The organism is Pseudomonas sp. D8002 (assembly GCF_013385695.1).
Classification (GTDB): Bacteria; Pseudomonadota; Gammaproteobacteria; order Pseudomonadales; family Pseudomonadaceae; genus Aquipseudomonas.
The window spans coordinates 88977-112874 of the sequence record NZ_JACAPM010000006.1 but is presented as its reverse complement, the minus strand read 5'-3'; the positions used below and the strand labels follow the sequence as shown (position 1 = coordinate 112874).

Here is a 23898-nt window from a genome sequence, read left to right as displayed (position 1 = left end):
TCCCTTTTTGCGAACATTACCCAACCTAAACGCAACGTGTGCCACGAGCCTTATGCTCGTACTCCCACCCCTTACACGCCAACCCTACATGCTTGGGAATCAGAGCGGCGCCGCTGCTGTAGGAAGTAATGGTCCTACGAGTGAAGCCTAGTTCCACAGCCGCAGCGGAGAGCGACAGATTGTTGCTGAGCATCCACTTTCTGAAGTCCTGCGTCAGCATGACCTCGCCGGACTGTTCCAGCGCCAAACGATGCAAGGTGCCGGAGGACAACTCAAGGTCATTGCCCCAAGTCACGTCAAGGCCCCACTCACCGACTTCAACCCGACCAAATAGAGCCAAGTCCTGAAGGGGTTTTAGAATCGGGAAGGTATTTATGTGATCAGTGAGATCAACGGTATGCCGCTTGCCGTTATTCCACTCAATTTCGATGGCATGCTTGCCGGCAACTGGTTGCACAGCAGAGATGCGAAGCTTGCTGGTCATAAGTCAGTTCCTCCGGTTTTGTTCATTCCATACCCGTTTAGACAAGGAGCTGAAGCTAGAGAAAATTTTTTCCTAGCACAACCAAATATTCAAACCCCAGAAACCACAAAACCCCTGGCTTCTCTCGAAACCAGGGGTTTTGTTTACATCGAATTTGGCGGTGAAGGAGAGATTCGAACTCTCGATACAATTTCTTGTATACACACTTTCCAGGCGTGCTCCTTAAGCCACTCGGACACTTCACCGTATCTCGTCAAACTGATTCAGTCTGTCGAGGCGCGCTAATGTAGTCGAAAGCTTTTCCGATGGCAAAGGTTTTTTTCAGAATTTTCATGCGCTTAGGCGGTTATACCGTTCCAGACCTCTGCGGCGCCGTGCACACCAAGGCAATTCTGCCATTCTCGGGCACTCACGGCGCTTGTCTATAGTAGCTGCTGCGCCTTGCCGAAGGCCACCTGCGGGTGGGCATGGGGGGAAAGTCTGACTGGGTAGTCAGTCATGGCGCTTTACCAGGGCGGGCGCGGTGGGTAACGTCTGCCGTCTGTCCTTCTATTACAAGCATTACAAGGAATCGCGTCATGAGTGAGTTGATTGCCTACCACCTCGAAGACGGTATCGCGACCCTGACCCTGAGCAACGGCAAGGTGAATGCCATTTCGCCGGCAGTGGTCAGTGCGTTTAATCAAGCGCTGGATCAGGCCGAGAAGGATCGGGCGGTGGTGATCATCACGGGCACGCCGGGGATTTTGTCCGGTGGCTATGATTTGAAGGTGATGACCGCCGGCCCTAAAGAAGCCGTGAGCCTGGTGACGTCGGGCTCCACCCTCGCCCGCCGCCTGTTGTCGCACCCGTTCCCGGTGATCGTGGCGTGCCCTGGGCACGCGGTGGCCAAGGGGGCATTCCTGTTGCTGTCGGCGGATTACCGGATCGGTGTAGACGGACCGTTCAGCATTGGTCTGAATGAAGTGATGATCGGCATGACCATGCACCACGCCGGGATCGAGCTGGCGCGGGATCGTCTGCGCAAGTCGGCGTTCCACCGTTCGGTGATCAATGCCGAGATGTTTAACCCGCAGGACGCGTTGAGCGCCGGGTTCCTGGATAAGGTGGTCGCGCCGCAAGAGTTGCAGGCCGCCGCACTGGAAGCCGCTCGCCAACTGAAGAAGATCAATATGAACGCCCACAAACACACCAAGCTGAAGGTGCGTAAGGCGCTGCTGGAAGCCCTGGATGATGCGATCATTCAGGACCAAGGCCACTTGGGTTAATCAAACCTACGCCTGCTGAATCGAAGCCCGACCTTGAGTCGGGCTTTTTCTTACAAAGAATTCCGGTTTGCCTACAACCGCTCTAGACAGTGTCTGTCACAGCATGTTGAAACATGCGCTTAAACATCGCCTATCTTCCGACTCTATAGGGGCAATTGCCGAATACAGTGCACATCCGTACACTGCGCCACCTTTTGTCCCGATGGGCTGTGTCGATGCTTTTTTTGTTACGCATGTTGTTGATGGGCCTGCATTTTATGATTGCGGGCGTACTGGGCGTGCTGCTGGGGATCTGTCGGCCGTTCAATCCGGACAACAGCCGTTACTGCGCGCGCCTGTATGCGGTACCGGCGATGTGGCTATTGCGCCTGCGAGTGAAGGCCGATGTCGACTCGCTGCGTAACAAGCCCAGCAGTTGCGTGATCATCGCCAACCATCAATCCAACTACGACCTGTTTGTGTTCGGCACCGTGGTGCCGTACCGCACGGTGTGTATCGGCAAGAAGAGCCTGAAGTGGGTGCCGTTGTTCGGACAGTTGTTCTGGCTGGCGGGCAATGTGTTGATCGACCGGGGCAATGCGCACAAGGCGCGGCGTTCGATGCTGACCACCACCCACACCTTGGCGCATGCCGACACCTCGATCTGGGTGTTCCCGGAAGGCACGCGCAACTTCGGTGAAACCCTGCTGCCGTTCAAGAAAGGCGCGTTCCAGATGGCGATCGCCGCAGGCGTGCCGATTGTGCAGGTGTGTGTCAGCACCTATGTGAAGCAGATGAAGCTCAATAGCTGGAACAGTGGCGATATTCTGATTCGCTCGTTGCCGCCGATTCCTACGAAGGGGCTGACGATGGATGACATGCCGCTGTTAATGCAGACCTGCCGCGAGCAAATGCGCGACTGCATCGAGGCGATGGACCGCGAGCTGCAAACCACGCCTGCAATCACGGCTGAACCCCGCCGAATTTGCTGACTCTGATTGGGCAGGGCAGCTAAGCTGCCTGACAGTTGTCATCTGCCATTCAAGAAGAAGCGATCAGCACTATGGGTAGAGTTGTTGCGGCCGCCGTCTATAGCGCCGGAAAGAAAGTCACCGATATCACCCTCGACGAAGGCGCCGCGTGGGCCGCCAAGCCTGACCACTTTGTGTGGATCGGCCTGGAGGAGCCCAGCGCGCTGGAACTGGCCAACCTGCAGCGCCAGTTCAACCTGCACGAACTGGCCATCGAAGACGCCCTGGAAAAACACAGCCGCCCCAAGCTTGAAACCTTCGGCGACGCGCTGTTTATCGTGACCTATTCGCCGGTGCGCGATAACGGCAAGCTGGAGTTTATCGAAACCCATATCTTTGCCGGCAACGGCTACATCATCACCGCCCGCAACGGCCACTCGGCATCCTACGGCTATGTGCGCCAGCGCTGTGAGGCGCGACCGCTGTTGCTGGAGCATGGGGAAGATTTCGTACTCTATGCGCTGCTGGATTTTGTTACCGAGAACTACCAGCCGGTGAGCGAGGCGATTCATGCCGAGGTCGATGAACTGGAGCGCAACGTGTTGTGCAACTCCCTGAGTGAAGCGGATATCCAGAAGCTCCACGGCCTGCGCCGCGATGTGCTGCGACTGAAGCGCTATGTGGCACCGATGGTGGAGATCAGTCAGGAATTGCAGAAACTGAGCTTCCCGTTTATCGACAAGAACATGCGTCCGTACTTTCGCGATGTGCAGATTCACGTCACCCGGCAGATGGAAGACCTGACCACCTTGCGGGATATCGCCAGCCAGACCATCGAGATTGGGGTGTTGCTGGAAGCCTCGCGCCAAAGCGTGGTGCAACGCAAGTTTGCCGCGTGGGCAGCGATTCTGGCGTTCCCGACGGCGGTGGCCGGGATTTACGGGATGAACTTCCAGAACATGCCGGAGCTGCAATGGCACTACGGCTATTTTGCGGTGCTGGGGTTTATTGCGGTGGGGTGTACAAGTTTGTGGGCCAGCTTCAAGCGTTCAGGCTGGCTGTAGGAAAACTGCTGTTGTGGCGAGGGAGCTTGCTCCCGCTGGGGTGCGAAGCGCCCCCAAGGCTTGCGACTGCTGCGCAGCCGAACGGGAGCAAGCTCCCTCGCCACAAAAAGCTCGTCAATCAACCCTAATAGTTAGGCCACGTCCGCTTTTGGTTTGTGCGCCACAAACCGCATCATCCATTCCGCCACGGTAACGCCGTGATGGTCTCGCTCCAGGCTGGCCACACCGTTGGTGTAGACCTTCTCCCCCAGCGTTGTCTGAAGAATCTCCAGCAACTCGCGGGAATAGTCGTGGATAAATTCCGGGTGGCCCTGGAAGCACAGCACCTGGTCTTCAATATGATACGCCGCAAACGGGCAGAACTCGCTGGAGGCGATCACGGTGGCGTTTTCCGGCAAGGTGGTGACCTGATCCTGGTGGCTGATCAACAGCGTCAGCTCTTCCACCACCGGGCTCATCCACGGTGCCTTGGCGTTCAGTTTGTAGTCATGGATGCCCATGCCCCAGCCCTTGGTCGCCCGCTCGGTCTTGCCACCCAACAGCAGCGCCAGCAACTGGTGGCCGAAGCAGATGCCGATCAGCTTGTCGCCGCGGGCATGGCGGTCCAGCAGGTAGGTCTTGAGGGTCTGGATCCACGGATCGGTGCCAAAGGAGTCGGCCTTGCTGCCCGTCACCAGGTACGCGTCGAACACTTCTTCATCCGCCGGGTATTCACCCTGCACCACGTTATAGATGACGAACTCGGCGGCAATCGGCTGTTTGGAGAACAGGCGCTTGAACATCTGCCCGTACCCTTGGTACTGATCGATCAGCCCAGGACGCAGGATATCGGTTTCCAGGATGCACACGCGTAACGACATAAAAAATACCTGACACGGCGATGGGAATAATGAACACCCCCAGAGCCTGCCTTGAAATACCCTTTCAAGGCAAGCCCCATCGCCATGCTCAATGTGGGAGCGGCGATTCGACTTACTCGCGAATGCGGTGTGTCAGTCAACACACTCGTTAGCTGATCCACCGCTTTCGCGAGCAAGTCGAATCGTCGCACCGCCGCTCCCACATTTTGATCACCGAAACGCTTCACCCTGTGCAGCTTTCTCCAACAGCAGCGCCGGCGGCGTGAAGCGCTCGCCATATTGCTCGGCCAGGTAGCGGGCGCGGGCGACGAAATCGTTCAGGCCGTACTGGTTGATGAATTGCAGCGCTCCGCCGCTCCAGGCGGCAAAGCCGATACCGAAGATCGAGCCGACGTTGGCATCAGCCGTCGACATCAACACGCCCTCCTCCACACAGCGCACGGTTTCGATGGCCTGGATGAACAGCAAACGGTCGCGCACGTCTTGCGGCGAGATCTGTTGGCCAGGCTTTTCGAAGCGGTTTTTCAGCTCCGGCCACAGGTGTTTCTGCCCGCCCGCCGGGTACTCGTAGAAACCGCCACCCGCCGCCTTGCCCGGGCGCTTGTATTCATTGAGCAACAGGTCGATCACGGCAAACGCCGGGTGCTGCGGCAACGGCTTGCCCTCGGCCTGTAGGTCCTTGGCCGTTTGCTGGCGGATATGGCTCATCAGGCTGAGAGAAACTTCGTCAGAGACCGCCAGCGGTCCCACAGGCATGCCGGCCTTGCGTGCCTCGGTCTCGATCATCGGCGCCGCCACGCCTTCGCCGAGCATGGCGATGCCTTCGTTGGTGAAGGTGCCGAACACCCGCGAGGTGAAGAAGCCGCGACTGTCGTTGACCACAATCGGGGTTTTCTTGATTTGCAGTACGAAGTCGAATCCCCGCGCCAGGGTTTCGTCGCTGGTGCGGGCGCCCTTGATGATTTCCACCAGGGGCATTTTGTCCACCGGGCTGAAGAAGTGCAGGCCGATAAACTTGCCCTGGTCTGGAACGGCGGTGGCTAACCCGCTGATGGGCAAGGTGGAGGTGTTGGAGGCGATCACCGCTTCGGCACCCACCACGCTTTGCGCGGCCGCCGAGACCTTGGCCTTGAGTTCCCGATCCTCGAAGACGGCTTCGATGATCAGGTCGCAGCCGGCAAGATCGGCGTCGGATTCGGTAGGAACAATCCGCGCGAGGATGGTTTCCCGCTGTTCGGCGGTCAATTGCCCACGCCCGACCTTCTTGTCCAGCAACGTGGCCGAGTGGGCCTTGCCCTTCTCTGCCGCCGCCTGGCTGACGTCCTTGAGCACCACCTCAATGCCCGCCGAGGCGCTGACGTAGGCAATGCCCGCGCCCATCATCCCGGCGCCGAGCACGCCGACCTTGCGTGTTACATAAGGTGCAAAGCCCTTGGGCCGCGAACTGCCGGCATTGATTTCATTGAGCTGGAACCAGAAGGTGCCAATCATGTTTTTCGCCACTTGCCCGGTGACCAGCTCGGTGAAGTAGCGGGTCTCGATCAGGTGGGCGGTGTCGAAATCCACCTGGGCACCTTCCACGGCGGCGCAGAGGATTTTCTCCGGGGCCGGGAAGCAGCCGTTGGTTTTGGCGCGCAGGATCGATGGCGCAATGGCGAGCATTTGCGCGACTTTCGGGTTGGACGGCGTACCACCCGGGATCTGATAGCCCTTGATGTCCCAGCGCTGTTTCGCCTCGGGGTTGGCCAGAATCCACGCCCGGGACTTGGCCAGCAGCTCGTCACGGTCTGCCACCAGCTCATCAATCAACCCGGCTTGCAGCGCCTGCTGCGGCGTAATCTTTTTGCCTTCCAGCAAGTAGGGCAAGGCTTTTTCCAGGCCCAGCATCCGCACCATGCGCACCACACCGCCGCCACCCGGCAAAAGCCCGAGGGTGACTTCCGGCAGGCCAATCTGTACCGACTTGTGGTCCAGCGCCACACGGTGCTGGCACGCCAGGCAGATCTCCCAGCCACCGCCCAGCGCTGCGCCGTTGATCGCGGCCACTACCGGTTTGCCGAGGGTTTCCAGGGTGCGCAGTTGCGCCTTCAGCACCAGCACGCTGTCGTAGAAATCCTTGGCGTGGGGCTTGTCGACCTTGATCAGTTCATTAAGGTCGCCGCCGGCAAAGAAGGTCTTCTTCGCCGAGGTGATGATCACGCCCGCAATCGAATCCTTCTCGGCGTCCAGCCGGGCGACGGTGGCCGCCATGGCCTCGCGGTACACCCCGTTCATGGTGTTGGCGCTCTGGCCGGGCATGTCGATGGTCAGCACCACAATCTGGTCCTGGCCCTTTTCGTAACGAATGGCATCGGTCATGACTGATTCCTTAGGCTCAGAGGCGTTCGATGATAGTGGCGATACCCATGCCGCCGCCGACACACAGGGTGGCCAGGCCATAACGCTGCTGGCGCACCTCCAGCTCATCGAGCAAGGTGCCGAGAATCGCGCAGCCCGTGGCGCCCAGCGGGTGGCCCATGGCGATGGAGCCACCGTTGACGTTGACCCGGGCGGCGTCGATGCCCATGTCCTTGATGAACTTGAGCACCACCGACGCAAACGCTTCGTTGACCTCGAACAGGTCGATGTCTTCAACCCGCAAACCCGCCTTGGCCAGTGCCTTGCGGGTTGCCGGTGCCGGGCCGGTCAACATGATGGTGGGATCGGTACTGGTGACAGCGGTGGCGACGATCCGCGCCCGGGGTTGCAGGCCGAGTTCGCGACCTTTGGCTTCAGAACCGATCAGCATCAGCGCCGCGCCATCGACGATCCCGGAACTGTTGCCCGGTGTGTGCACGTGATTGATGCGTTCGACGTGGCTGTAGACCCGCAACGCCGTGGCGTCGAAGCCCATCTGGCCCATCATTTCGAAGCTGGGCTTGAGTTTGCCCAGGCCTTCGAGGGTGGAGTCGGCACGGATGAATTCGTCATGATCCAGCAGCACAATGCCATTTTGGTCCTGCACGGCGATCAGCGACTTGTTGAAGGAACCGTCTGATCTGGCCCGCGCCGCTTTCTGCTGTGAGTGCAGGGCAAAGGCGTCGACGTCCTGGCGGGTGAAGCCTTCCAGGGTGGCGATCAGGTCGGCACCGATGCCTTGCGGGGTGAAGTGGCTGTGCATATTGGTTTGCGGGTCGAGAACCCAGGCGCCGCCGTCACTGCCCATGGGCACTCGGGACATGGACTCGACGCCGCCCACCACCACGAGGTCTTCAAAGCCGGAGCGCACTTTCATCGCGCCGAGGTTCACGGCTTCCAGGCCCGAGGCGCAAAACCGGTTGATCTGCACACCGGCGACGCTGATATCCCAGTCCGCCACCAACGCGGCGGTCTTGGCGATGTCGGCGCCCTGGTCGCCAATCGGTGTGACACAGCCCAGGACGATGTCATCCACTTGCCGGGTGTCGAGGTCGGTGCGCTGTTGCAGTGCCGTCAGCAAACCGGCCACCAGGTTCACCGGCTTGACGCTGTGCAGGGCGCCATCCGCCTTGCCTTTGCCCCGGGGCGTGCGTATCGCATCAAAGATCAAAGCTTGGGTCATGACGTCCTCGAATCACTATGCAACGAATCGTGCCCTTACCTTAGGCGCCGGGGCGCCGGATTCAATGACCGAACCGCTCATTGACCTTGACGCTCACGCTCAGACGAACGGTAGGAGGCTACGGGAATCGGCTGATTAATCGTTTTAGCTGTCTAGCCGTAGGGCTGGCGTCTGGCTGGCAATTGGCCTCATGCCTTTTTAATAAGTTTTCTTCAGGTGATGAGATGAAATGGATCTAAGCCATATAGAACGAGGGCTCTAAGGTTGAATCTGTAAGAGAAGTTAAAGGTTGCTGCCGGGTTTTGCTGGAGCACCTGTAGGAACTGTAAGAAAAGAGTCATGTAGCACCGTCATAGTTGAATCGACCGGCACGCATTTGACGCTCAGGAATAACAACAAAAGGCAGTCAGCCATGTTCAAGCATTCGAAAGTACGTCAGGCGGGACTTATTCTGTTCGCCACCACCCTGATTCTGATCTTGCCCAACCTCACCAAGGTCATTGGGTGACCTCTCACACCCCACATTCTGCGCAGACACAGCGCCAGGATCGCAGCCTTTGGCAGCGCCTTTCGGGATATTGCGTATAGCGATCCCGTCAGGGGCTGCCGTTTTGCGCGCCGAGATTTTTTGATTTTGCGGTATCGTGAGTTCCACCGCCTTTTCCGATATGTGGCCCTTCCTTGAAACAGATCATCGTCCTCCTGATCCTGCTGCTGGCCTTGCCGGCGCACGCCGCGAAATTGACCGTCGAGCTGGATCACGCCAGCAAAACCTGGGAAACCACCGAACTGCTCAAGCGTCCGGATGTGCAGACGGTGCAGATCGTTGATGACGTTTCCTACAAGCGCAACATGACGTATCGCGCAGTGCCGCTGGCAGCACTGTTGCCGGGCATCACGCCGGAAAATCATCTGCAGGCAGTGGCCCTCGACGGCTTTGCCGCGGAACTGACGGCGGCACCGCTGCTATCAAAAAGCGGCGCGCGGGCCTGGCTGGCGGTGGAAGATCCGGCGCATCCGTGGCCGCCACTGGCAGACGGCAAGCCCAGTGCCGGGCCGTTTTATCTGGTGTGGACCGATCCACAAGCCGGGCATATCAGCCCTGAGCAGTGGCCGTTTCAGATTTCCGGGATCAAGCAGTTGAAGACGGTGGCGGAGCGCTTCCCGGCTTTGTTGCCGGATCCGAAACTGGCGGCGAATGACCCGGTGAATCAGGGGTTCGCACTGTTCCAGAAGAACTGCCTGGCATGTCATCGCCTGAACGGGGCCGGCGATGCGCAGGTGGGGCCGGACCTGAATATTCCTTACAACCCCACTGAATATTTTGCCGGGGATTTCCTCAAGCGCTACATCCGCGATCCGCAAAGCATGCGGCACTGGCCACAGGCGAAGATGCCGGCGTTTGCCACCAGCGTGGTGCCGGATGCGGACCTGGATCTGCTGGTGGGGTATTTGAAGCATATGGCGGGCAGAAAGCAGCCTTAAGGCTCAGGTAAATCTGTGGCGAGGGAGCTTGCTCCCGCTGGGCTGCGCAGCAGCCCCAATCAGACAATCGCATTTCTCCAGACAGAACTCGGGGGCATGCCTTGGGGCCGCTTCGCAGCCCAGCGGGAGCAAGCTCCCTCGCCACAAAAAACTGTCCTGGCACGGAGAGCTTTCCTGCTACACAGAGCTCCCTCTCTCCCTGGATCCTACTGCTGCTGCACCGAAATCACCGGTGTCGGCGCTACAAATACCTTCGCATGCATTTGCTCATGCCCTCCCCCACGACGCATGCCTCGTACCGGGCAGGCGTCCAGGTAATCCAGACCCACCGCCAGCTTCAAATGCCGCTCCGGCCGCGCCAGTTGATTGGTCACGTCAAAACTGTACCAGGCGTCATCCAGCCACGCTTCAGCCCAGGCATGGCTGGCGAGGTGCTCGCAGTCTTCGCTGTACAAATACCCCGACACATAACGCGCCGGAATCCCCAGGCTGCGGGCACAGGCGAGGAAGGCGTGGGTGTGGTCCTGGCACACCCCGGCACGCCCGGCAAACGCCTTGGCCGCACAGGTGTCGACTTCGGTAGAGCCGGGCGAATAGGTCATGTACTGGTTCAGCGCGTGCATCAGGTCGATCAATGCGCTGCGGTCGCGGCGTTGATGGCAATGCTTTTCGGCAAAGCTGCGCAGGGCCTCGTCCGGCTCGGTCAACCGGGTGCAGCGCAGGAACGGGAAGGCCGACTGGCTTTCATGCTCGGCCTCGCGCAATTCGTCGATATCCACCTGGCCACGGGCGCCAATGATGATGGCTTCATGGGGCTCGTCCAGGGTCAACACGTGCAGGATGTTGCCGAACGGGTCCAGTTGCGCCCGTACCGGCCGGGGCAAGTCCAACTGCCAACTGAGGACATGCTGGCGCTCGCTGTCGTGGGGCGTGAGCCGCAGGTACTGGATGCTGGCACGCACCTGGTCTTCGTAGTGGTAGGTGGTTTCGTGGCTGATGGAAAGTCTCATGCCGCCTCCAGGTAGGAACTGTAAATAGCATCGCCCAGCTCGCGCACAAGCGGGATGAAGTCGGTCAGCCAAGCGTGCAGGCCTTCCTCGAGAATTTCGTCGATGGCGGTATAGCGCAGGCGTGCGTCCATTTCCGCTGCCAGGCGTTGGGCCGGGCGACCGTTGATGCCGGGCAGGCTGCCAAGGATCTGGTCGATCTCTTCACTGCAGGCCCGCAGCGATCGCGGCACGTCGGCGCGCAGCAGCAACAGTTCGGCGACTTGCCGGGCGCCGGGGGCATCACGGTAGATTTCGGTGTAGGCCTCGAACGACGACAACGCCCGCAACAACGCACTCCATTGATAGTAGGCGTGGGCGGTACCATCGGTGACCGCTTCGGCCTGGTCGCCGGCCATTTCATAGCGGGCGTCGAGCAAGCGCAGGGTGTTGTCGGCGCGCTCGATAAAGGTGCCCAGGCGAATAAAACGAAAGGCGTCGTTACGCATGATGGTGCCGTAGGTGGCACCGCGGAACAGGTGGGAACGTTCCTTGACCCACTCGCAGAACCGGCTCATGCCGTAGCGACTCAGGCCTTGCTGGGCGATGTCGCGAATCTCCAGCCAGGTGGCGTTGATGTTTTCCCACATGTCGGCGGTGATTCGCCCACGCACGGCATGGGCACTGGCGCGTGCAGCGCCGAGGCAGCTGTAGATGCTGGCCGGGTTGGCAGCATCCAGGGCGAAGAAGTGCAGCAGGCGTTCGGCGTGCAGTTCACCGTGGCGCTCGCGGTAATCGTCGAGGGTGCCGGTGATCAGCAGCGGCATCGCCAGTTCATGCAGGCCATCGCCGCGCCCGTCCTGGGGCATCAGCGACAGCGAATAACTGACATCGAGCATCCGCGCGAGGTTTTCCGCGCGCTCCAGGTAGCGTGACATCCAATACAAATCCGAGGCAGTTCTACTTAACATATTTCAATCCTCGACCACCCAGGTGTCTTTGGTGCCGCCGCCCTGGGACGAGTTGACCACCAGCGAACCTTCCCGCAGCGCCACACGAGTCAGGCCGCCGGGGACCACACGGGTTTCCTTGCCTTGCAGCACAAACGGGCGCAGGTCGATGTGCCGTGGGGCGATGCCGTTTTCGACGAAGGTCGGGCATGTCGACAGGCACAGCGTTGGCTGCGCGATATAGGCGTGGGGCTTGGCCTTGATGCGTGCACGGAAGGCTTCGATTTCCGCCGCCGAGGCGGCCGGGCCGACCAACATGCCATAGCCACCGGAGCCCTGGGTTTCCTTCACCACCAGTTGCGGAAGGTTGGCCAGTACGTGGGACAGTTCACTGGGATTACGGCACTGGAACGTCGGAACATTCTTCAGGATCGGTTCTTCATCCAGGTAAAAACGGATCATCTCGGTGACGAAGGGGTACACCGACTTGTCATCCGCCACCCCGGTGCCGATGGCATTGGCCAACACCACGTTGCCCGAGCGGTACGCCGCCAGCAGGCCCGGCACGCCGAGCATGGAGTCCGGGTTGAAGGCCAGCGGGTCGAGGAACGCGTCGTCGAGGCGGCGGTAAATCACGTCGACCGCCTTGGGGCCGTCGGTGGTGCGCATGAACACGCGGTCATCGCGTACAAACAGATCGGCACCTTCCACCAGTTCCACGCCCATTTCCCGGGCCAGGAATGCATGCTCGAAGAACGCACTGTTGAAACGCCCAGGCGTCAGCACCACCACACTGGGATTATCCAGCGGGCTGGAGCTTTTCAGGGTGTCGAGCAACAGGTTGGGATAGTGGTCGATGGGCGCGATGCGCTGGGCCGCGAACAGTTCGGGGAACAGGCGCATCATCATCTTGCGGTCTTCGAGCATGTAGCTCACGCCGCTGGGGGTGCGCAAATTGTCTTCGAGGACGTAGTAAGTGCCGTCGCCATCGCGTACGAGGTCGACACCTGAGATGTGGGAATAGATATCCCGGTGCAGGTCCAGGCCCTGCATCGCCAACTGGTATTGCTCGTTGGCCAGCACTTGCTCGGCGGGGATGATCCCGGCCTTGATAATGCGTTGTTCGTGGTAGAGGTCGGCGAGAAACATGTTCAGCGCCTTGACCCGCTGGATGCAGCCGCGCTCGACGATCCGCCATTCACTGGCCGGGATGCTGCGGGGGATCGTGTCGAAGGGGATCAGGCGCTCGGTACCTTGCTCATCGCCATACAAGGTGAAGGTGATACCGGCCCGGTGAAACAGCAAATCGGCTTCGCGCCGGCGCTGGGCCAGCAGTTCGGCCGGCGTGTCGGCCAACCAGCGGGCGAATTCGCGGTAATGGGGGCGCACCTGCCCTGCCCCGTCGTACATCTCATCATAATAAGTGCGGATCATGCCGTACTCCTTGTCACCCGGACGCCAGAACCATCGCAAGGCCCGTGCCAGCGGCATAAACACTTAAGTATCAATCAGTTGGATATAGACGCAGGTCTCATCGCACCGTCCCGGTGCAGCAAATGCCCGCTGTCATGGGCGGCGCCTCATTGCAATGCAGGCCATGACTATCACCAGCATAGTCAGAGTTGATTTCACTGCCCGGCAAACCCCGCGGATAATCACCTCCATCAGCTGAACAGGACGCGTCCTACAGCTTCATCCATTGCGCATTACCGCTTGTACCGAATCGCTCTCCTCCCTTGCGATCTTCCCTTTGGCCACCCTGCTCGGGTGGCTTTTTTTTGCGCAGGATTTTTCCCGCGCCAGAAACAAAAACGGCCGACCCAAAGGTCAGCCGATACGCTGTGTTATTGCTCATGCCGCTACATGGGTAACCCACGCACCTCCTGTTTCACGCCCCATCCCTCGATGATTCCGCCCAAGGGCTCGACCACCGCCTCAAAGTCCTGCTCGAAGTCTCCTATGCCGTCGTAGGTGGCGAACATGATTTTGCTCAATTCCAGGTACCAGGCGCCGTCATCCCGCGCGCTGACCTGGGCATTCAGGGATTCCCCACGAAACCGACCCGCAGCCCGCCGCGCACGTTCCTCATCCGGGAAAATGGCGTAGAACTCGATGGGGTGGAAACGCGAGAAGTCAAAGCCGCCCTCTTTCATGCGGCGCAACACGTTGGTGCTGATGTCTTCTTGATAGGCTGTGCTCATGAAACGTCCTCCTCAAACCGATGGATAGACTTTCCGTGCTTCCCAAGGCCCGCGCTGCAAGGGCGCGGGTGTTACGGCAGTGACGTCGCCGCTGGGAGACAAGCATGTAGCTGACAAGACCAGACCTTAGCGATTCATTCGCTGATCTCCATTGCAGAGTAGCGCGAAGCTATCACCTCCACCAGAGTCTGTTTAAAGGCGTACAGGGAATGTTCAGGCGGCGGGTTCGACGTTGAGGTCTTTGATGCTGTTTTGATCTTTCAGAATCTTGACCGTGGGTTCGGCGATACGCCCCTCCAGATCGTTGAGATCCAGTTCCTCCAGCACCGGTGATACGCGGGCGCGAACCAGGCGCGCAGCTTCTTCAAGCGTGGGTTTCTGCTCGCACTCGAATTGCTCGACTACCGACTCACCATGATCATTGGTGAAGGAAACGTTCCACTTTGGCATCAGAGCCTCCTCGATAAAACCCATGGGTGGGCTTACATCTATCTGGACCTTGAGGGCCTGGAAATCGTTCCACTCAAGGCAGGAGGCACCTGATCAACTGCAGTTATTTTTCAGCGTGTTCTTTCAGGGCTTTCAAGGTGTTGAACGGTGCGTCCACCACAAACTTGTTGGCCAACCACGACGGCACGCTACCACCTGGCTCGGTGTGCACCTGGTAGGTCACTTCGGTCAGGTTGTCGCCTTTAGGCACCAGCTTCCAGTAACCATCGACCTGGGCTACGCGCACATAGCCTTTGACTTCTGGCTGGTAGGTCGGCACTTCCAACAGCTTGCGGGTGACGGTGCCGTCGGCAGCCTTGGTGGTGGTGATTTCCAGGATCGAGTCACGATCGGTCACCGGGAACGGTGCCTTGAACTGGGTGTAGGTCCAGCTCTTGTCGCCTTCCTGCTTGAGCAGTTTCTGCGACTTGCATTCGTGGATCCAGGAACAGGCCCCCGCCACGTCTTCCTGCAGCGCCTGGATCTTGGCCAGCGGCGCCTTGATGGTCGTCACACCGCGATAAGCCTTGTACTTGGAGCCGGCAATTTCACTCAAGGACACTTTGATGCCGTCTTCATCCTTGGCAGTCTGCCAGTCTTCAGCATGCGCTGCGGCAGCGAACAACGCGGTAAAACCGCACAACACAGCAATTCGTTTCAGTGAACCCATGGTCTTATTCCTTATTGTTGAAGTTCAGTACTTTGAACAGCCCACTAAGCCGCCGTCATCTGTTCCCACCAGCCGATCAACCTGATCGCTTCTGCCTGGCTACTGCCGCAGACCTCGATATCCGCCTGGAACGAACTACACACTGCCGGCCGCTCAGGCTGGCCAAACAACTGGCACAGTTGTTCGACCGAAAGATGCAGGCAGCGTTCGCCCGCCGGTTTGCCGGCAGGCATTCCCGGCAACGGAGAACTGATGGATGGGGCAATGCAGCAAGCGCCACAGCCTTCACGGCATTTCATGACGAACAGATCCTCGACAACTCAAGTGTTGATGGCCACGTAAGACTACGCCCTTAAACAGACGTTTTAAATTGGCTTAACAGGGGTTTTTCACCGAAAACAAAAGTGACTGACCAGTCTGCGACAGAAGGTCAGGGGTGCGCGTCACGTTTACTCGTCGGGTTTATTGCTTGAACTGGAAATCCAGCGCTGCGCCTTCTACTTCGCGGCGTTCTTCGTTGCGCAGTTGCAGCTGCATTTCATTGCTGAGCAGGCGCCCGTTGATCTGGAATGCACTGTTGTCAGTGGGCTTTTCGGCAAACATCGGCGGCAGCAGCGGCACGTTCTTCGGCTGCGGCATGGTGCCGAGGGGTTGCAGGTGGCGGACCATGTTCGACGGCAGGCTCAAATCCAGCTCTGCAGGCGGCAGCGGCGTCTTGGCGACTTCGTGGGCCGACTTTGACTTGCTGGCGATAGGCGCACGTTTTTTCACCGGCGTTGCTTTCTTTGCGGGGGCTTTCTTCGCGACCGGTGCCTTCTTGGCCGCAGCGGCTTTTTTCGCCGGCACCGTTTGCTGGGAGCTGGCAGCAGGTGCCGCTTCACCGGCGGGAGCCGCCAGGACAGCGCCAGCGTTACACAGGCTTAACACGCAGATCAGCAGGGCAGCAGGAAAGGTATAAGTCATATCGCCAGCAGCATTAACGGCAGAAGGCCATATGCTCGCTTGTTGAGGACGGTATGACAAGCATGGTAATTAGCCAGCTACCCGTCGTGTCCCCTTTCCATGCCTCAAAAACCCGCCGCAGTCTCCTGGCATAACTGGCTTGCCAGCATCCCGAGGGTCATTAAGGCGCGCTCCGCCTCGCGGTTCCACGGCGTGCCGCAGTTCAGGCGAATACAGTGGTTGAACTGTTCCGTATTACTGAAGATCAGCCCCGGTGCAATGCTGATGCCCTGCTGCAAGGCGCGCACGTGCAGTTCCTGGGTATTGACCCGTCCAGGCAAACTGACCCACAGGATAAAACCGCCGGTCGGGCGGGTCATCTGGGTGCCTTCGGGAAAATACTGCTGCACGGCCAGCTGGAACGCGCTGAGGTTCTTGCGGTACTCCTGGCGGATATAGCGCAGGTGGCGGTCGTAACCGCCATTCTCCAGGTACGCCGCCGTGCCCATCTGGGTCACGCTGCAGGCCGAATGGGTGCTGAACATTTGCAGGCGCTGGATTTCCTGCTGGTACTTGCCGGCAATCATCCAGCCAATGCGAATGCCCGGTGACAGGGTCTTCGAGAAACTCGAGCAATAGATGACCCGGTCCAGACGGTCGTAGGCTTTCAGGGCCTTGGTGCGGCCCAGTTCGAACATCAGTTCGCCATAGATATCGTCCTCGACCACCTGGATATCGAAATCCGAGGCCAGGCGCAGCAACTGTTTCTGCCGCTCTTCGGGCATGGTGCCGCCCAGGGGATTGCTCAGGCGCGTGGTCAGCACCAGGGCCTTGATCGACCATTGGTTGGCTGCCAGTTGCAGGGCTTCCAGGCTCATGCCGGTGGCCGGGTCGCTGGGGATTTCGATGACCTTCAGGCCCAGCAGATCCGCCAGTTGCAGCAAGCCGTAATAGGTCGGCGATTCGGCGGCGATCAGGTCGCCGGGACGGGTCAGCACCCGCAGCGACATCTGCAATGCATCGACACACCCATGGGTGATCACAACTTCGGAGGGGTCGACCACCACCCCGGCATCGCGCATACGGATCGCCACCTGGCGCCGCAGCGGCTCGAAACCCGGGCTGAACATGTAGCTGAACGCCCGCGGGCTCTGGAAACGCGTGACCTTGGCCAGTTGCTGATGCAGCGCGCGCACAGGCAGGTAGTCGACACTCGGCACGGCGGCGCCCAGCGGGAACACGCCTTCGCGACGGGATTCCACCAACACCTGTTGAATGATGCTGCTGCGGGTGACCAACCCTGGACGCTCGACCCGGGCGATGTCCGGCGTGGGCGCAGTGAGCGCCGGCGTCTGGTGCACGTAATACCCGGACTGCGGCCGCGCGCGAATCAAACCCTGGTCTTCCAGGTTCGCGTAGGCCTGCAACACGGTGGCGTGGCTGACGTTGAGCTGGGAGCTCATTTTGCGTACCGAAGGCACGCGCTCGCCCGGTTGATAGACACCGCGGCGGATATCCTCAGCCAGCTGCTGGGCGATACGTTGGTAGAGCAACAGATTGGTCATGACGCAGCACTCGATTTCACGGGTATTTTATTTTTGTGTGAAACATACCGGCACAGTTTAGAAGTGTACGGGGACAGTTGCCACAATAGTCGAGCGCGGGCGGCAGTGATAGAAAAAACTGTAAGGGTTGCGAACTGAATCGCGGGCATAAAAAACCCGATCATTGATCGGGCTTATGTGGGAGCTGTCGAGCTTCAGCGAGGCTGCGATGCAGGCGCTGCGGTCTCGCAGGTCCACCGAGGCGATCCTGTCGCAGCCTCGCTGGGGCTCGACAGCTCCTACAGGAATCACCCCTCCATCTTGAACAACAGGTTTAGCGAGCAGCGCCCAGTTGGCCTTTCTCGTCGGAGAACACAATTTCTACCCGACGGTTCTGCGCCCTGCCCCGCTCAGACGCGTTGGCTTCGACCGGATACTGATCGCCGTAGCCTTCGACCTGAATGCGTTTTTCGTCGATCCCCAGGTCGCTCAGTACATCCGCAACCGCTTGAGCGCGGTCCCGGGACAGTTTGATATTTTCCTGTTCGCCGCCGGTATTGTCGGTGTAACCCTCGATGCGCACCACGCGCTTGGGGTTCAGTTGCAGGAACTGCACCACTTTGAGCACGGTGCGGTTGGCCGAGTTTTGCAGCTCTGCATCACCCGTATCGAACAGCACGTCACCCAGGGTCATCACCAGCCCGCGATCAGGCTGGACGGTGGTCAGGCTGGATATCTGCGCCTCAATCCATTTGCCCTGTTGCTGAACGCTGGAGAGCTTGGCTTCACGCAGGGCCAGTTGCAGGCGCTGGCGTTCCAGCTCCAGCTTGACCCCACGCTCCTGATTGAGTGCCTGCTCGGTGTGTTCCCGGGCAATCGCGCTGTAGCGCTGGCTCAGGTAGGCGTAATGCGCCACATCGGCGCCGCTGCCCCAGAAGCTGGAGAAACGGTCGGCACGGGCCAGGGACTCACCGGCGCGAATCACGTCCTTGGGTGCGATACGCAGCACATTCGAATCTTCCTTGACCTTCTGGAAGTCAGTGCTGGCCTGTTGCAAGGCGAGGTTACTGTCGGGATGGGTCGCACAACCACCCAGCGCACTGCCCAGCAACACCACACAGCTCAACCCACGCATCAACGGGCTCATTGGGCGTCTCCCAACTGCAACTGCTTGCGCAGGCGGGTGATGCGGGTGTTGAGCACGTTCAGTTGCTCCTGGCTTTTGCGGGTCAGCACCCGCGCTTCCGCCAGGCGGGCGTCCAGCTCGGCTTCTTCAGCCTGCATGCGGGCGTCCTTGTAGGATTCATCGGCCATGTCGGCACGGGCCTGGGTGAACTTGTCTTCCGCCAGCTTCAGCTCGGGCGAATCGCTGGCAACGGCGCCCACGGCGCTGGCTTGTTCCAGGGCTTGCTGGGTCAGGCGCATCTGTTCATTCGGCGCAGGATCGGCTGCACATCCCGCCAGAGCTACAACGGCGAGGGCCGCGAAAAGAGGTCGAATAGTCACTGAAAATCCCTACTTTGTTGGGGTGCCGACGGGTTGCTGCAACTGCGCTTTCCAGCGCTCAAGATTGCTCTGCAGCGCGGTTTCCGCCAGACCGGACGCGGGCAATTCTGTCATCTTTTTGGCGAGCTGTCCGCGCAACCACGGATCGTTGCAGGCGGAGTTGTGGGAAATGGCCAGGTACAGGCCCGGCTGGTCGATGGGGATTTCCCGCGCCACCAGGTCGTTGCTCATGCCCAACGTCTGGGCCATGGCCATGCCGGAATAACGTCCGGCGAGCACGTAGTCCACTTCTCCCAATAGCAGTTTCTGGAACGCCGGGGTCAGGCTGGGCAGGCGCTGCAGGGTCAGTTGCTCACCGGCGAAGGTTTCAAAGTCGCGGCTCAGGCGCGCCCTTTCCGACACCGCGCCCTTGTGACCCTGCAGGTCGCTGGCCTGGCTGTAGGCCAGGGAGGAATCCTTGCGGGTCCAGACCAGATAATCGGTTTGCACCAATGCCGGGTGGATGTAGTCGAGGGAGTCCAGGGCGTCGAGGGTCAATGGCGCGTCGGCGAGGATGTCCATGCGCCCGCTGCGCACTTCTTCCAGCGCCAGGGAACGTTTGCCGCCGTACAGCAGGTCGATTTTCACCCCGAGGTCCTTGGCCACTTGCTGCAGCATGTCGGCGGTGGCGCCGATCAAGTGCGTGGGGTCCTGGGGATCACGCCACAGATAAGGCGGGGCGTCCGGGCTGCCGGTGATCACCAGGCGATCACATTTGCCCGCCGCCAGCGACACCGCCGGCAGCAGTGACAGGGCCAGCAGTACAGTCCAGGAACGCAATTCCATGGCAGGGTTCTCCAGTTGAAAAATTACCGGGCAAAAAAAAGCCCGGTCAAAAGACCGGGCTCTTTATAAGTGAAGCGGCTGGATTAGACCAGCTTCTCCAACTCGGGTACGGCTTCGAACAAGTCCGCCACCAGGCCGTAATCAGCCACCTGGAAGATCGGTGCTTCTTCGTCCTTGTTGATCGCAACGATCACCTTGGAGTCTTTCATACCGGCCAAGTGCTGGATCGCGCCGGAGATACCGACGGCGATGTACAGCTGTGGCGCAACGATCTTGCCGGTCTGGCCGACCTGCATGTCGTTCGGTACAAAACCTGCGTCGACGGCTGCGCGGGAAGCGCCGACCGCAGCGCCCAGCTTGTCGGCCAGGGCGTACAGGTGCTTGAAGTTGTCGCCGTTCTGCATGCCGCGGCCGCCGGAAACGACGATCTTGGCAGCGGTCAGTTCCGGACGATCGGACTTGGCCAGCTCTTCGCCAACGAAGCTGGAAGTGCCAGCGTCGTGGGCAGCGGCCACAGCTTCAACCGCAGCCGAACCACCTTCAGCAGCCACCGGGTCGAAACCGGTGGCACGCACGGTGATGACTTTTACCGACGCAGTGGACTGCACGGTAGCGATGGCGTTACCGGCATAGATCGGACGCTTGAAGGTGTCGGCGCTTTCTACCGAAACGATCTCGGAGATCTGGTCAACGTCCAGTTGCGCAGCAACGCGCGGCAGGATGTTTTTGCCGTTGGAGGTGGCGGCAGCCAGGATGTGGCTGTAGCCAGCGCCCAGCTCTGCTACCAGCGGCGCAACGTTTTCCGGCAATTGGTGAGCGTAGGCTGCGTTATCGGCAACCAGTACTTTGCTCACGCCAGCGATTTTGGCAGCGGCCTCAGCCACGGCACCAACGTTTTGGCCAGCGACCAGGACGTGGATATCACCACCGATTTTGGCGGCGGCGGCGACAGTGTTCAGGGTGGCCGGAGCCACGACCTTGTTGTCGTGTTCTGCGATTACCAAGATAGTCATGGTTAGATTACCTTCGCTTCGTTTTTCAGTTTCTCGACCAGTTCAGCCACCGACTTGACCTTGATGCCCGCGCTGCGTGCAGCCGGCGCTTCGACTTTTACGGTCTTGTTGGTGGAGGCGGTGGAAACGCCCAAAGCATCCGGAGTCAGCACTTCGAGAGGCTTCTTCTTGGCTTTCATGATGTTTGGCAGGGACGCGTAGCGCGGCTCGTTCAAACGCAGGTCGGTGGTGACGATGGCTGGCAGTTTCAGGGAAACCGTTTGCGCGCCGCCGTCGATTTCGCGGGTCACGGCAACCTTGTCGCCGCTCACTTCGACTTTCGAGGCGAAGGTGCCCTGACCGTAACCGGTCAGTGCAGCCAGCATCTGGCCAGTCTGGTTGTTGTCGCTGTCGATGGCTTGTTTGCCGAGGATCACCAGCGATGGCTGTTCCTTGTCGACAACGGCTTTCAACAACTTGGCAACGGCCAGGGAAGTCAGCTCTTCAGCGGATTCGACGAGGATGGCGCGATCGGCACCCAGCGCCAGGGCGGTACGCAGCTGCTCTTGAGCAGTGGTCGGACCGATGGAAACGACGACGATTTCAGTCGCAACGCCTTTCTCTTTCAGGCGTACGGCTTCTTCCACGGCGATTTCGCAGAAAGGGTTCATCGACATCTTGACGTTAGCGAGGTCGACGCCGGAATTGTCCGCCTTGACGCGAACTTTCACGTTGTAATCGACAACGCGTTTGACAGCTACAAGAACCTTCATGGATTCCTCGTTACTCTCCGGTGAAAAGAAAGTCGCCTAGGCGAACCTGGCGGTTTGATGCTCATCGGCACACAAGGGCACCTCCAAAAACACCGGCAATCGTCGGCGGGGGACCTTGCTCACGGGAGTGATGACCGTTCGTCAGCGGTGACTGAGAGGTCATTCATTATCGTGGCGTGTAAACTGCGCGCCATCGTGGCTCGCGCGTCACCCTTATTTGCCTTCAGCCTGTCTTTCGAGGTGGCCTTGAAACCCACAGTCTGCCTACGGGATGCGCAAAACCGACCGTATATTGACCGGAACGCCTATTCCGGTCAATACGCCAAAATGGTCAGTTATAAGCCGCGTTGCTTTGATTTACCTAGCTTGCGGGCAATTCAAACAAACGTTTGTATTGGACGCTGAGAGTGGTGTAGATATAATGCGCCACCTAGAGAGAAAGGTGGGTCGTCCCCTGCCCCTTGCATGAGATTGATGCAGGCATTGTGGGACGGATTACCGAACCTCCACCCATTAGAAAAAAAAGCCGTTGAGCCTTGAGTAGGAGATAGCCTGTGGAACGCGAATACATGGAATTCGACGTGGTCATCGTCGGCGCTGGCCCGGCAGGCCTGTCTGCCGCCTGCCGATTGAAGCAGAAGGCCGCCGAAGCCGGTAAGGAAATCAGCGTCTGCGTGGTCGAAAAAGGCTCCGAAGTCGGCGCTCATATCCTGTCCGGTGCCGTGTTTGAACCCCGTGCCCTGAACGAACTGTTCCCGGACTGGAAAGAACTCGGTGCACCGCTCAACACCCCTGTTGTGCGTGATGACATCTATGTACTGCGCTCCAGCGAAGCTTCCACCAAGGTGCCTGACTTCTTTGTGCCCAAGACCATGCACAACGAAGGCAACTACATTATTTCCCTGGGCAACCTGTGCCGCTGGCTCGCCCAGCAGGCCGAGAACCTGGGTGTGGAAGTCTACCCGGGCTTCGCCGCCCAGGAAGCGCTGTTCGACGAAAACGGCGTGGTGCGCGGGATCATCACCGGTGACCTGGGCGTCGACCGTGAAGGCAACCCGAAAGAAGGCGTCTACACCCCGGGCATGGAACTGCGTGGCAAGTACACGCTGTTCGCCGAAGGTTGCCGTGGCCACATCGGCAAGCAACTGATCCAGCGCTTCAACCTGGACAGCGACGCCGACGCCCAGCACTACGGCATCGGCCTGAAGGAAATCTGGGAAATCGACCCGGCCAAACACCAGCCAGGCCTGGTGGTGCACACCGCCGGTTGGCCGCTGGACATCATGAGCAACGAGAACACCGGCGGCTCGTTCCTCTATCACCTGGAAAACAACCAGGTTGTAGTGGGTTTGATCGTCGACCTGTCCTACAGCAACACTTTCCTGTCGCCGTTCGACGAGTTCCAGCGCCTCAAGCATCACCCGGTGCTGGCCCAGTACCTGGAAGGCGGTAAGCGCATCAGCTACGGTGCCCGCGCGCTGGCCAAAGGTGGCATCAACTCGCTGCCTAAAATGGTATTCAAGGGTGGCGCATTGATCGGCTGCGACCTGGGCACCATGAACGTGGCCAAGATCAAGGGCAGCCACACCGCCATGAAGTCCGGCATGCTCGCCGCTGACGCGGTGGCCGAGCGCCTGTTCGCCGAATCCGAAGGCGGCGACGAGCTGACCAACTACGTCGACAGCTTCAAGAACAGCTGGCTCTACGAAGAACTGTTCGCCAGCCGCAACTTCGGCCCGGCGATGCACAAGTTCGGCCCGATCCTGGGTGCCGGCTTCAACTGGTTCGACCAGAACATCCTCGGCGGCAAAATGCCGTTCACCCTGCACGACACCAAGCCGGACTACGCCTGCCTCAAGCTGGCCAAGGACAGCAAGAAGATCGACTACCCGAAACCCGACGGCAAGCTGAGCTTCGACAAGCTGAGTTCGGTGTTCATCTCCGGTACCAACCACGAAGAAGAACAACCGTGCCACCTGAAGCTGAAAGACCCGAGCATCCCGATCGGCACCAACCTGCCGCTCTACGATGAACCGGCGCAGCGCTACTGCCCGGCCGGCGTGTATGAAGTGATCACCAAGGAAGACGGCGAGAAGCGCTTCCAGATCAACGCCCAGAACTGCGTGCACTGCAAGACCTGTGACATCAAGGACCCTTCGCAGAACATTACGTGGGTGACGCCGGAAGGTGCGGGTGGGCCGACTTACCCGAATATGTAAATCCGCTGCTTGAACAGAAGGCTCCCAAATGGGGGCCTTTTTTGTAGCCCGGAAAAAGACCCATCGACTCGGTCAAATGTGGGAGCGGGCTTGCTCGCGAAAGCGGTGTA

At 59.6% G+C, this 23898-nt stretch carries 23 protein-coding genes and 1 tRNA gene; 5 read left to right on the top strand and 19 right to left on the bottom strand.

All coding sequences use genetic code 11. The annotated features are described in order from the left end of the window. Positions 1 to 25 precede the first annotated feature (25 nt). On the bottom strand, positions 26 to 484 hold the full coding sequence (locus tag HX807_RS03855; RefSeq protein WP_134327119.1) for a DUF2442 domain-containing protein: 459 nt from the start codon (positions 482 to 484) through the stop codon (positions 26 to 28). Positions 485 to 639: 155 nt separating this feature from the next. Beyond that, positions 640 to 729, bottom strand: a tRNA-Ser gene (locus tag HX807_RS03850). 333 nt (positions 730 to 1062) lie between these two features. Here HX807_RS03850 and HX807_RS03845 point away from each other — a divergent pair. The 3 genes from HX807_RS03845 to HX807_RS03835 all read left to right on the top strand — a co-directional run bounded on the left by HX807_RS03845 (position 1063) and on the right by HX807_RS03835 (position 3766). Next, positions 1063 to 1752: a crotonase/enoyl-CoA hydratase family protein gene (locus HX807_RS03845; protein WP_177049286.1), complete on the top strand. Its 690-nt coding sequence runs from the start codon at positions 1063 to 1065 to the stop codon at positions 1750 to 1752. A 215-nt stretch (positions 1753 to 1967) separates the two neighbouring features. After that, complete coding sequence (locus tag HX807_RS03840) at positions 1968 to 2723, top strand: 1-acyl-sn-glycerol-3-phosphate acyltransferase (protein WP_134327150.1); 756 nt, start codon at positions 1968 to 1970, stop codon at positions 2721 to 2723. A gap of 71 nt (positions 2724 to 2794) precedes the next feature. Beyond that, positions 2795 to 3766 (top strand): magnesium and cobalt transport protein CorA, encoded by a 972-nt coding sequence (locus HX807_RS03835; RefSeq protein WP_004371189.1) that lies wholly within the window; start codon positions 2795 to 2797, stop codon positions 3764 to 3766. Positions 3767 to 3897: 131 nt separating this feature from the next. On the opposite strand, the gene HX807_RS03830 is transcribed toward HX807_RS03835, so the two are convergent. From HX807_RS03830 to HX807_RS03820, 3 genes are all read right to left on the bottom strand, one after another. After that, positions 3898 to 4626 (bottom strand): amidotransferase, encoded by a 729-nt coding sequence (locus HX807_RS03830; protein WP_008434897.1) that lies wholly within the window; start codon positions 4624 to 4626, stop codon positions 3898 to 3900. Between the two features lie 210 nt (positions 4627 to 4836). After that, positions 4837 to 6984 (bottom strand): 3-hydroxyacyl-CoA dehydrogenase NAD-binding domain-containing protein, encoded by a 2148-nt coding sequence (locus tag HX807_RS03825; RefSeq protein ID WP_134327152.1) that lies wholly within the window; start codon positions 6982 to 6984, stop codon positions 4837 to 4839. A gap of 16 nt (positions 6985 to 7000) precedes the next feature. Next, entirely contained in the window at positions 7001 to 8206 is a 1206-nt protein-coding gene (locus HX807_RS03820) for an acetyl-CoA C-acetyltransferase (RefSeq protein WP_102369690.1), read from the bottom strand. Positions 8207 to 8887: 681 nt separating this feature from the next. Here HX807_RS03820 and HX807_RS03815 point away from each other — a divergent pair. Continuing rightward, the gene (locus HX807_RS03815) at positions 8888 to 9691 is read left to right on the top strand and encodes a cytochrome c (protein ID WP_177049284.1); all 804 of its coding nucleotides are present in this window, start codon (positions 8888 to 8890) and stop codon (positions 9689 to 9691) included. Positions 9692 to 9897: 206 nt separating this feature from the next. On the opposite strand, the gene HX807_RS03810 is transcribed toward HX807_RS03815, so the two are convergent. From HX807_RS03810 to HX807_RS03745, 14 genes are all read right to left on the bottom strand, one after another. After that, positions 9898 to 10701 carry a transglutaminase family protein gene (locus HX807_RS03810; protein ID WP_004371203.1) on the bottom strand — a complete coding sequence of 268 codons (804 nt, stop codon included), beginning with the start codon at positions 10699 to 10701 and terminating at the stop codon, positions 9898 to 9900. Further along, positions 10698 to 11648, bottom strand: a complete 951-nt coding sequence (locus HX807_RS03805; protein WP_004371204.1) for an alpha-E domain-containing protein — start codon at positions 11646 to 11648, stop codon at positions 10698 to 10700. Before HX807_RS03805 ends, HX807_RS03810 begins: the two co-directional genes overlap by 4 nt. Positions 11649 to 11651: 3 nt before the next feature. After that, the gene (locus tag HX807_RS03800) at positions 11652 to 13061 is read right to left on the bottom strand and encodes a circularly permuted type 2 ATP-grasp protein (RefSeq protein ID WP_004371206.1); all 1410 of its coding nucleotides are present in this window, start codon (positions 13059 to 13061) and stop codon (positions 11652 to 11654) included. A gap of 425 nt (positions 13062 to 13486) precedes the next feature. Next, positions 13487 to 13828 carry a ribonuclease E inhibitor RraB gene (locus tag HX807_RS03795; protein ID WP_003193463.1) on the bottom strand — a complete coding sequence of 114 codons (342 nt, stop codon included), beginning with the start codon at positions 13826 to 13828 and terminating at the stop codon, positions 13487 to 13489. A gap of 213 nt (positions 13829 to 14041) precedes the next feature. Beyond that, a complete protein-coding gene (locus HX807_RS03790) occupies positions 14042 to 14302 on the bottom strand; it encodes a hypothetical protein (RefSeq protein ID WP_008434908.1) in 261 nt (86 codons plus the stop codon). Between the two features lie 79 nt (positions 14303 to 14381). Beyond that, positions 14382 to 14987, bottom strand: coding sequence for an START domain-containing protein (locus HX807_RS03785; protein ID WP_004371215.1), 606 nt, complete (start codon positions 14985 to 14987; stop codon positions 14382 to 14384). Between the two features lie 44 nt (positions 14988 to 15031). After that, positions 15032 to 15286, bottom strand: coding sequence for a YkgJ family cysteine cluster protein (locus tag HX807_RS03780; RefSeq protein WP_004371217.1), 255 nt, complete (start codon positions 15284 to 15286; stop codon positions 15032 to 15034). Between the two features lie 163 nt (positions 15287 to 15449). After that, positions 15450 to 15950, bottom strand: a complete 501-nt coding sequence (locus tag HX807_RS03775) for a hypothetical protein (RefSeq protein ID WP_004371218.1) — start codon at positions 15948 to 15950, stop codon at positions 15450 to 15452. Between the two features lie 104 nt (positions 15951 to 16054). Beyond that, complete coding sequence (locus HX807_RS03770) at positions 16055 to 17494, bottom strand: PLP-dependent aminotransferase family protein (protein ID WP_008434911.1); 1440 nt, start codon at positions 17492 to 17494, stop codon at positions 16055 to 16057. A 313-nt stretch (positions 17495 to 17807) separates the two neighbouring features. Further along, entirely contained in the window at positions 17808 to 18620 is an 813-nt protein-coding gene (locus HX807_RS03765) for an OmpA family protein (protein WP_004371220.1), read from the bottom strand. Then, positions 18617 to 18979 carry a DUF4398 domain-containing protein gene (locus tag HX807_RS03760; RefSeq protein ID WP_008434912.1) on the bottom strand — a complete coding sequence of 121 codons (363 nt, stop codon included), beginning with the start codon at positions 18977 to 18979 and terminating at the stop codon, positions 18617 to 18619. Before HX807_RS03760 ends, HX807_RS03765 begins: the two co-directional genes overlap by 4 nt. Positions 18980 to 18988: 9 nt before the next feature. Further along, complete coding sequence (locus HX807_RS03755) at positions 18989 to 19804, bottom strand: ABC transporter substrate-binding protein (RefSeq protein ID WP_177049282.1); 816 nt, start codon at positions 19802 to 19804, stop codon at positions 18989 to 18991. An 83-nt stretch (positions 19805 to 19887) separates the two neighbouring features. Then, the gene (locus HX807_RS03750) at positions 19888 to 20817 is read right to left on the bottom strand and encodes an electron transfer flavoprotein subunit alpha/FixB family protein (protein ID WP_004371223.1); all 930 of its coding nucleotides are present in this window, start codon (positions 20815 to 20817) and stop codon (positions 19888 to 19890) included. A gap of 2 nt (positions 20818 to 20819) precedes the next feature. Further along, positions 20820 to 21569, bottom strand: coding sequence for an electron transfer flavoprotein subunit beta/FixA family protein (locus HX807_RS03745; protein ID WP_004371224.1), 750 nt, complete (start codon positions 21567 to 21569; stop codon positions 20820 to 20822). 554 nt (positions 21570 to 22123) lie between these two features. On the opposite strand from HX807_RS03745, the gene HX807_RS03740 reads away from it, so the two are divergent. Then, positions 22124 to 23788: an electron transfer flavoprotein-ubiquinone oxidoreductase gene (locus HX807_RS03740; RefSeq protein WP_177049280.1), complete on the top strand. Its 1665-nt coding sequence runs from the start codon at positions 22124 to 22126 to the stop codon at positions 23786 to 23788. The last annotated feature ends 110 nt before the right edge of the window (positions 23789 to 23898 follow it).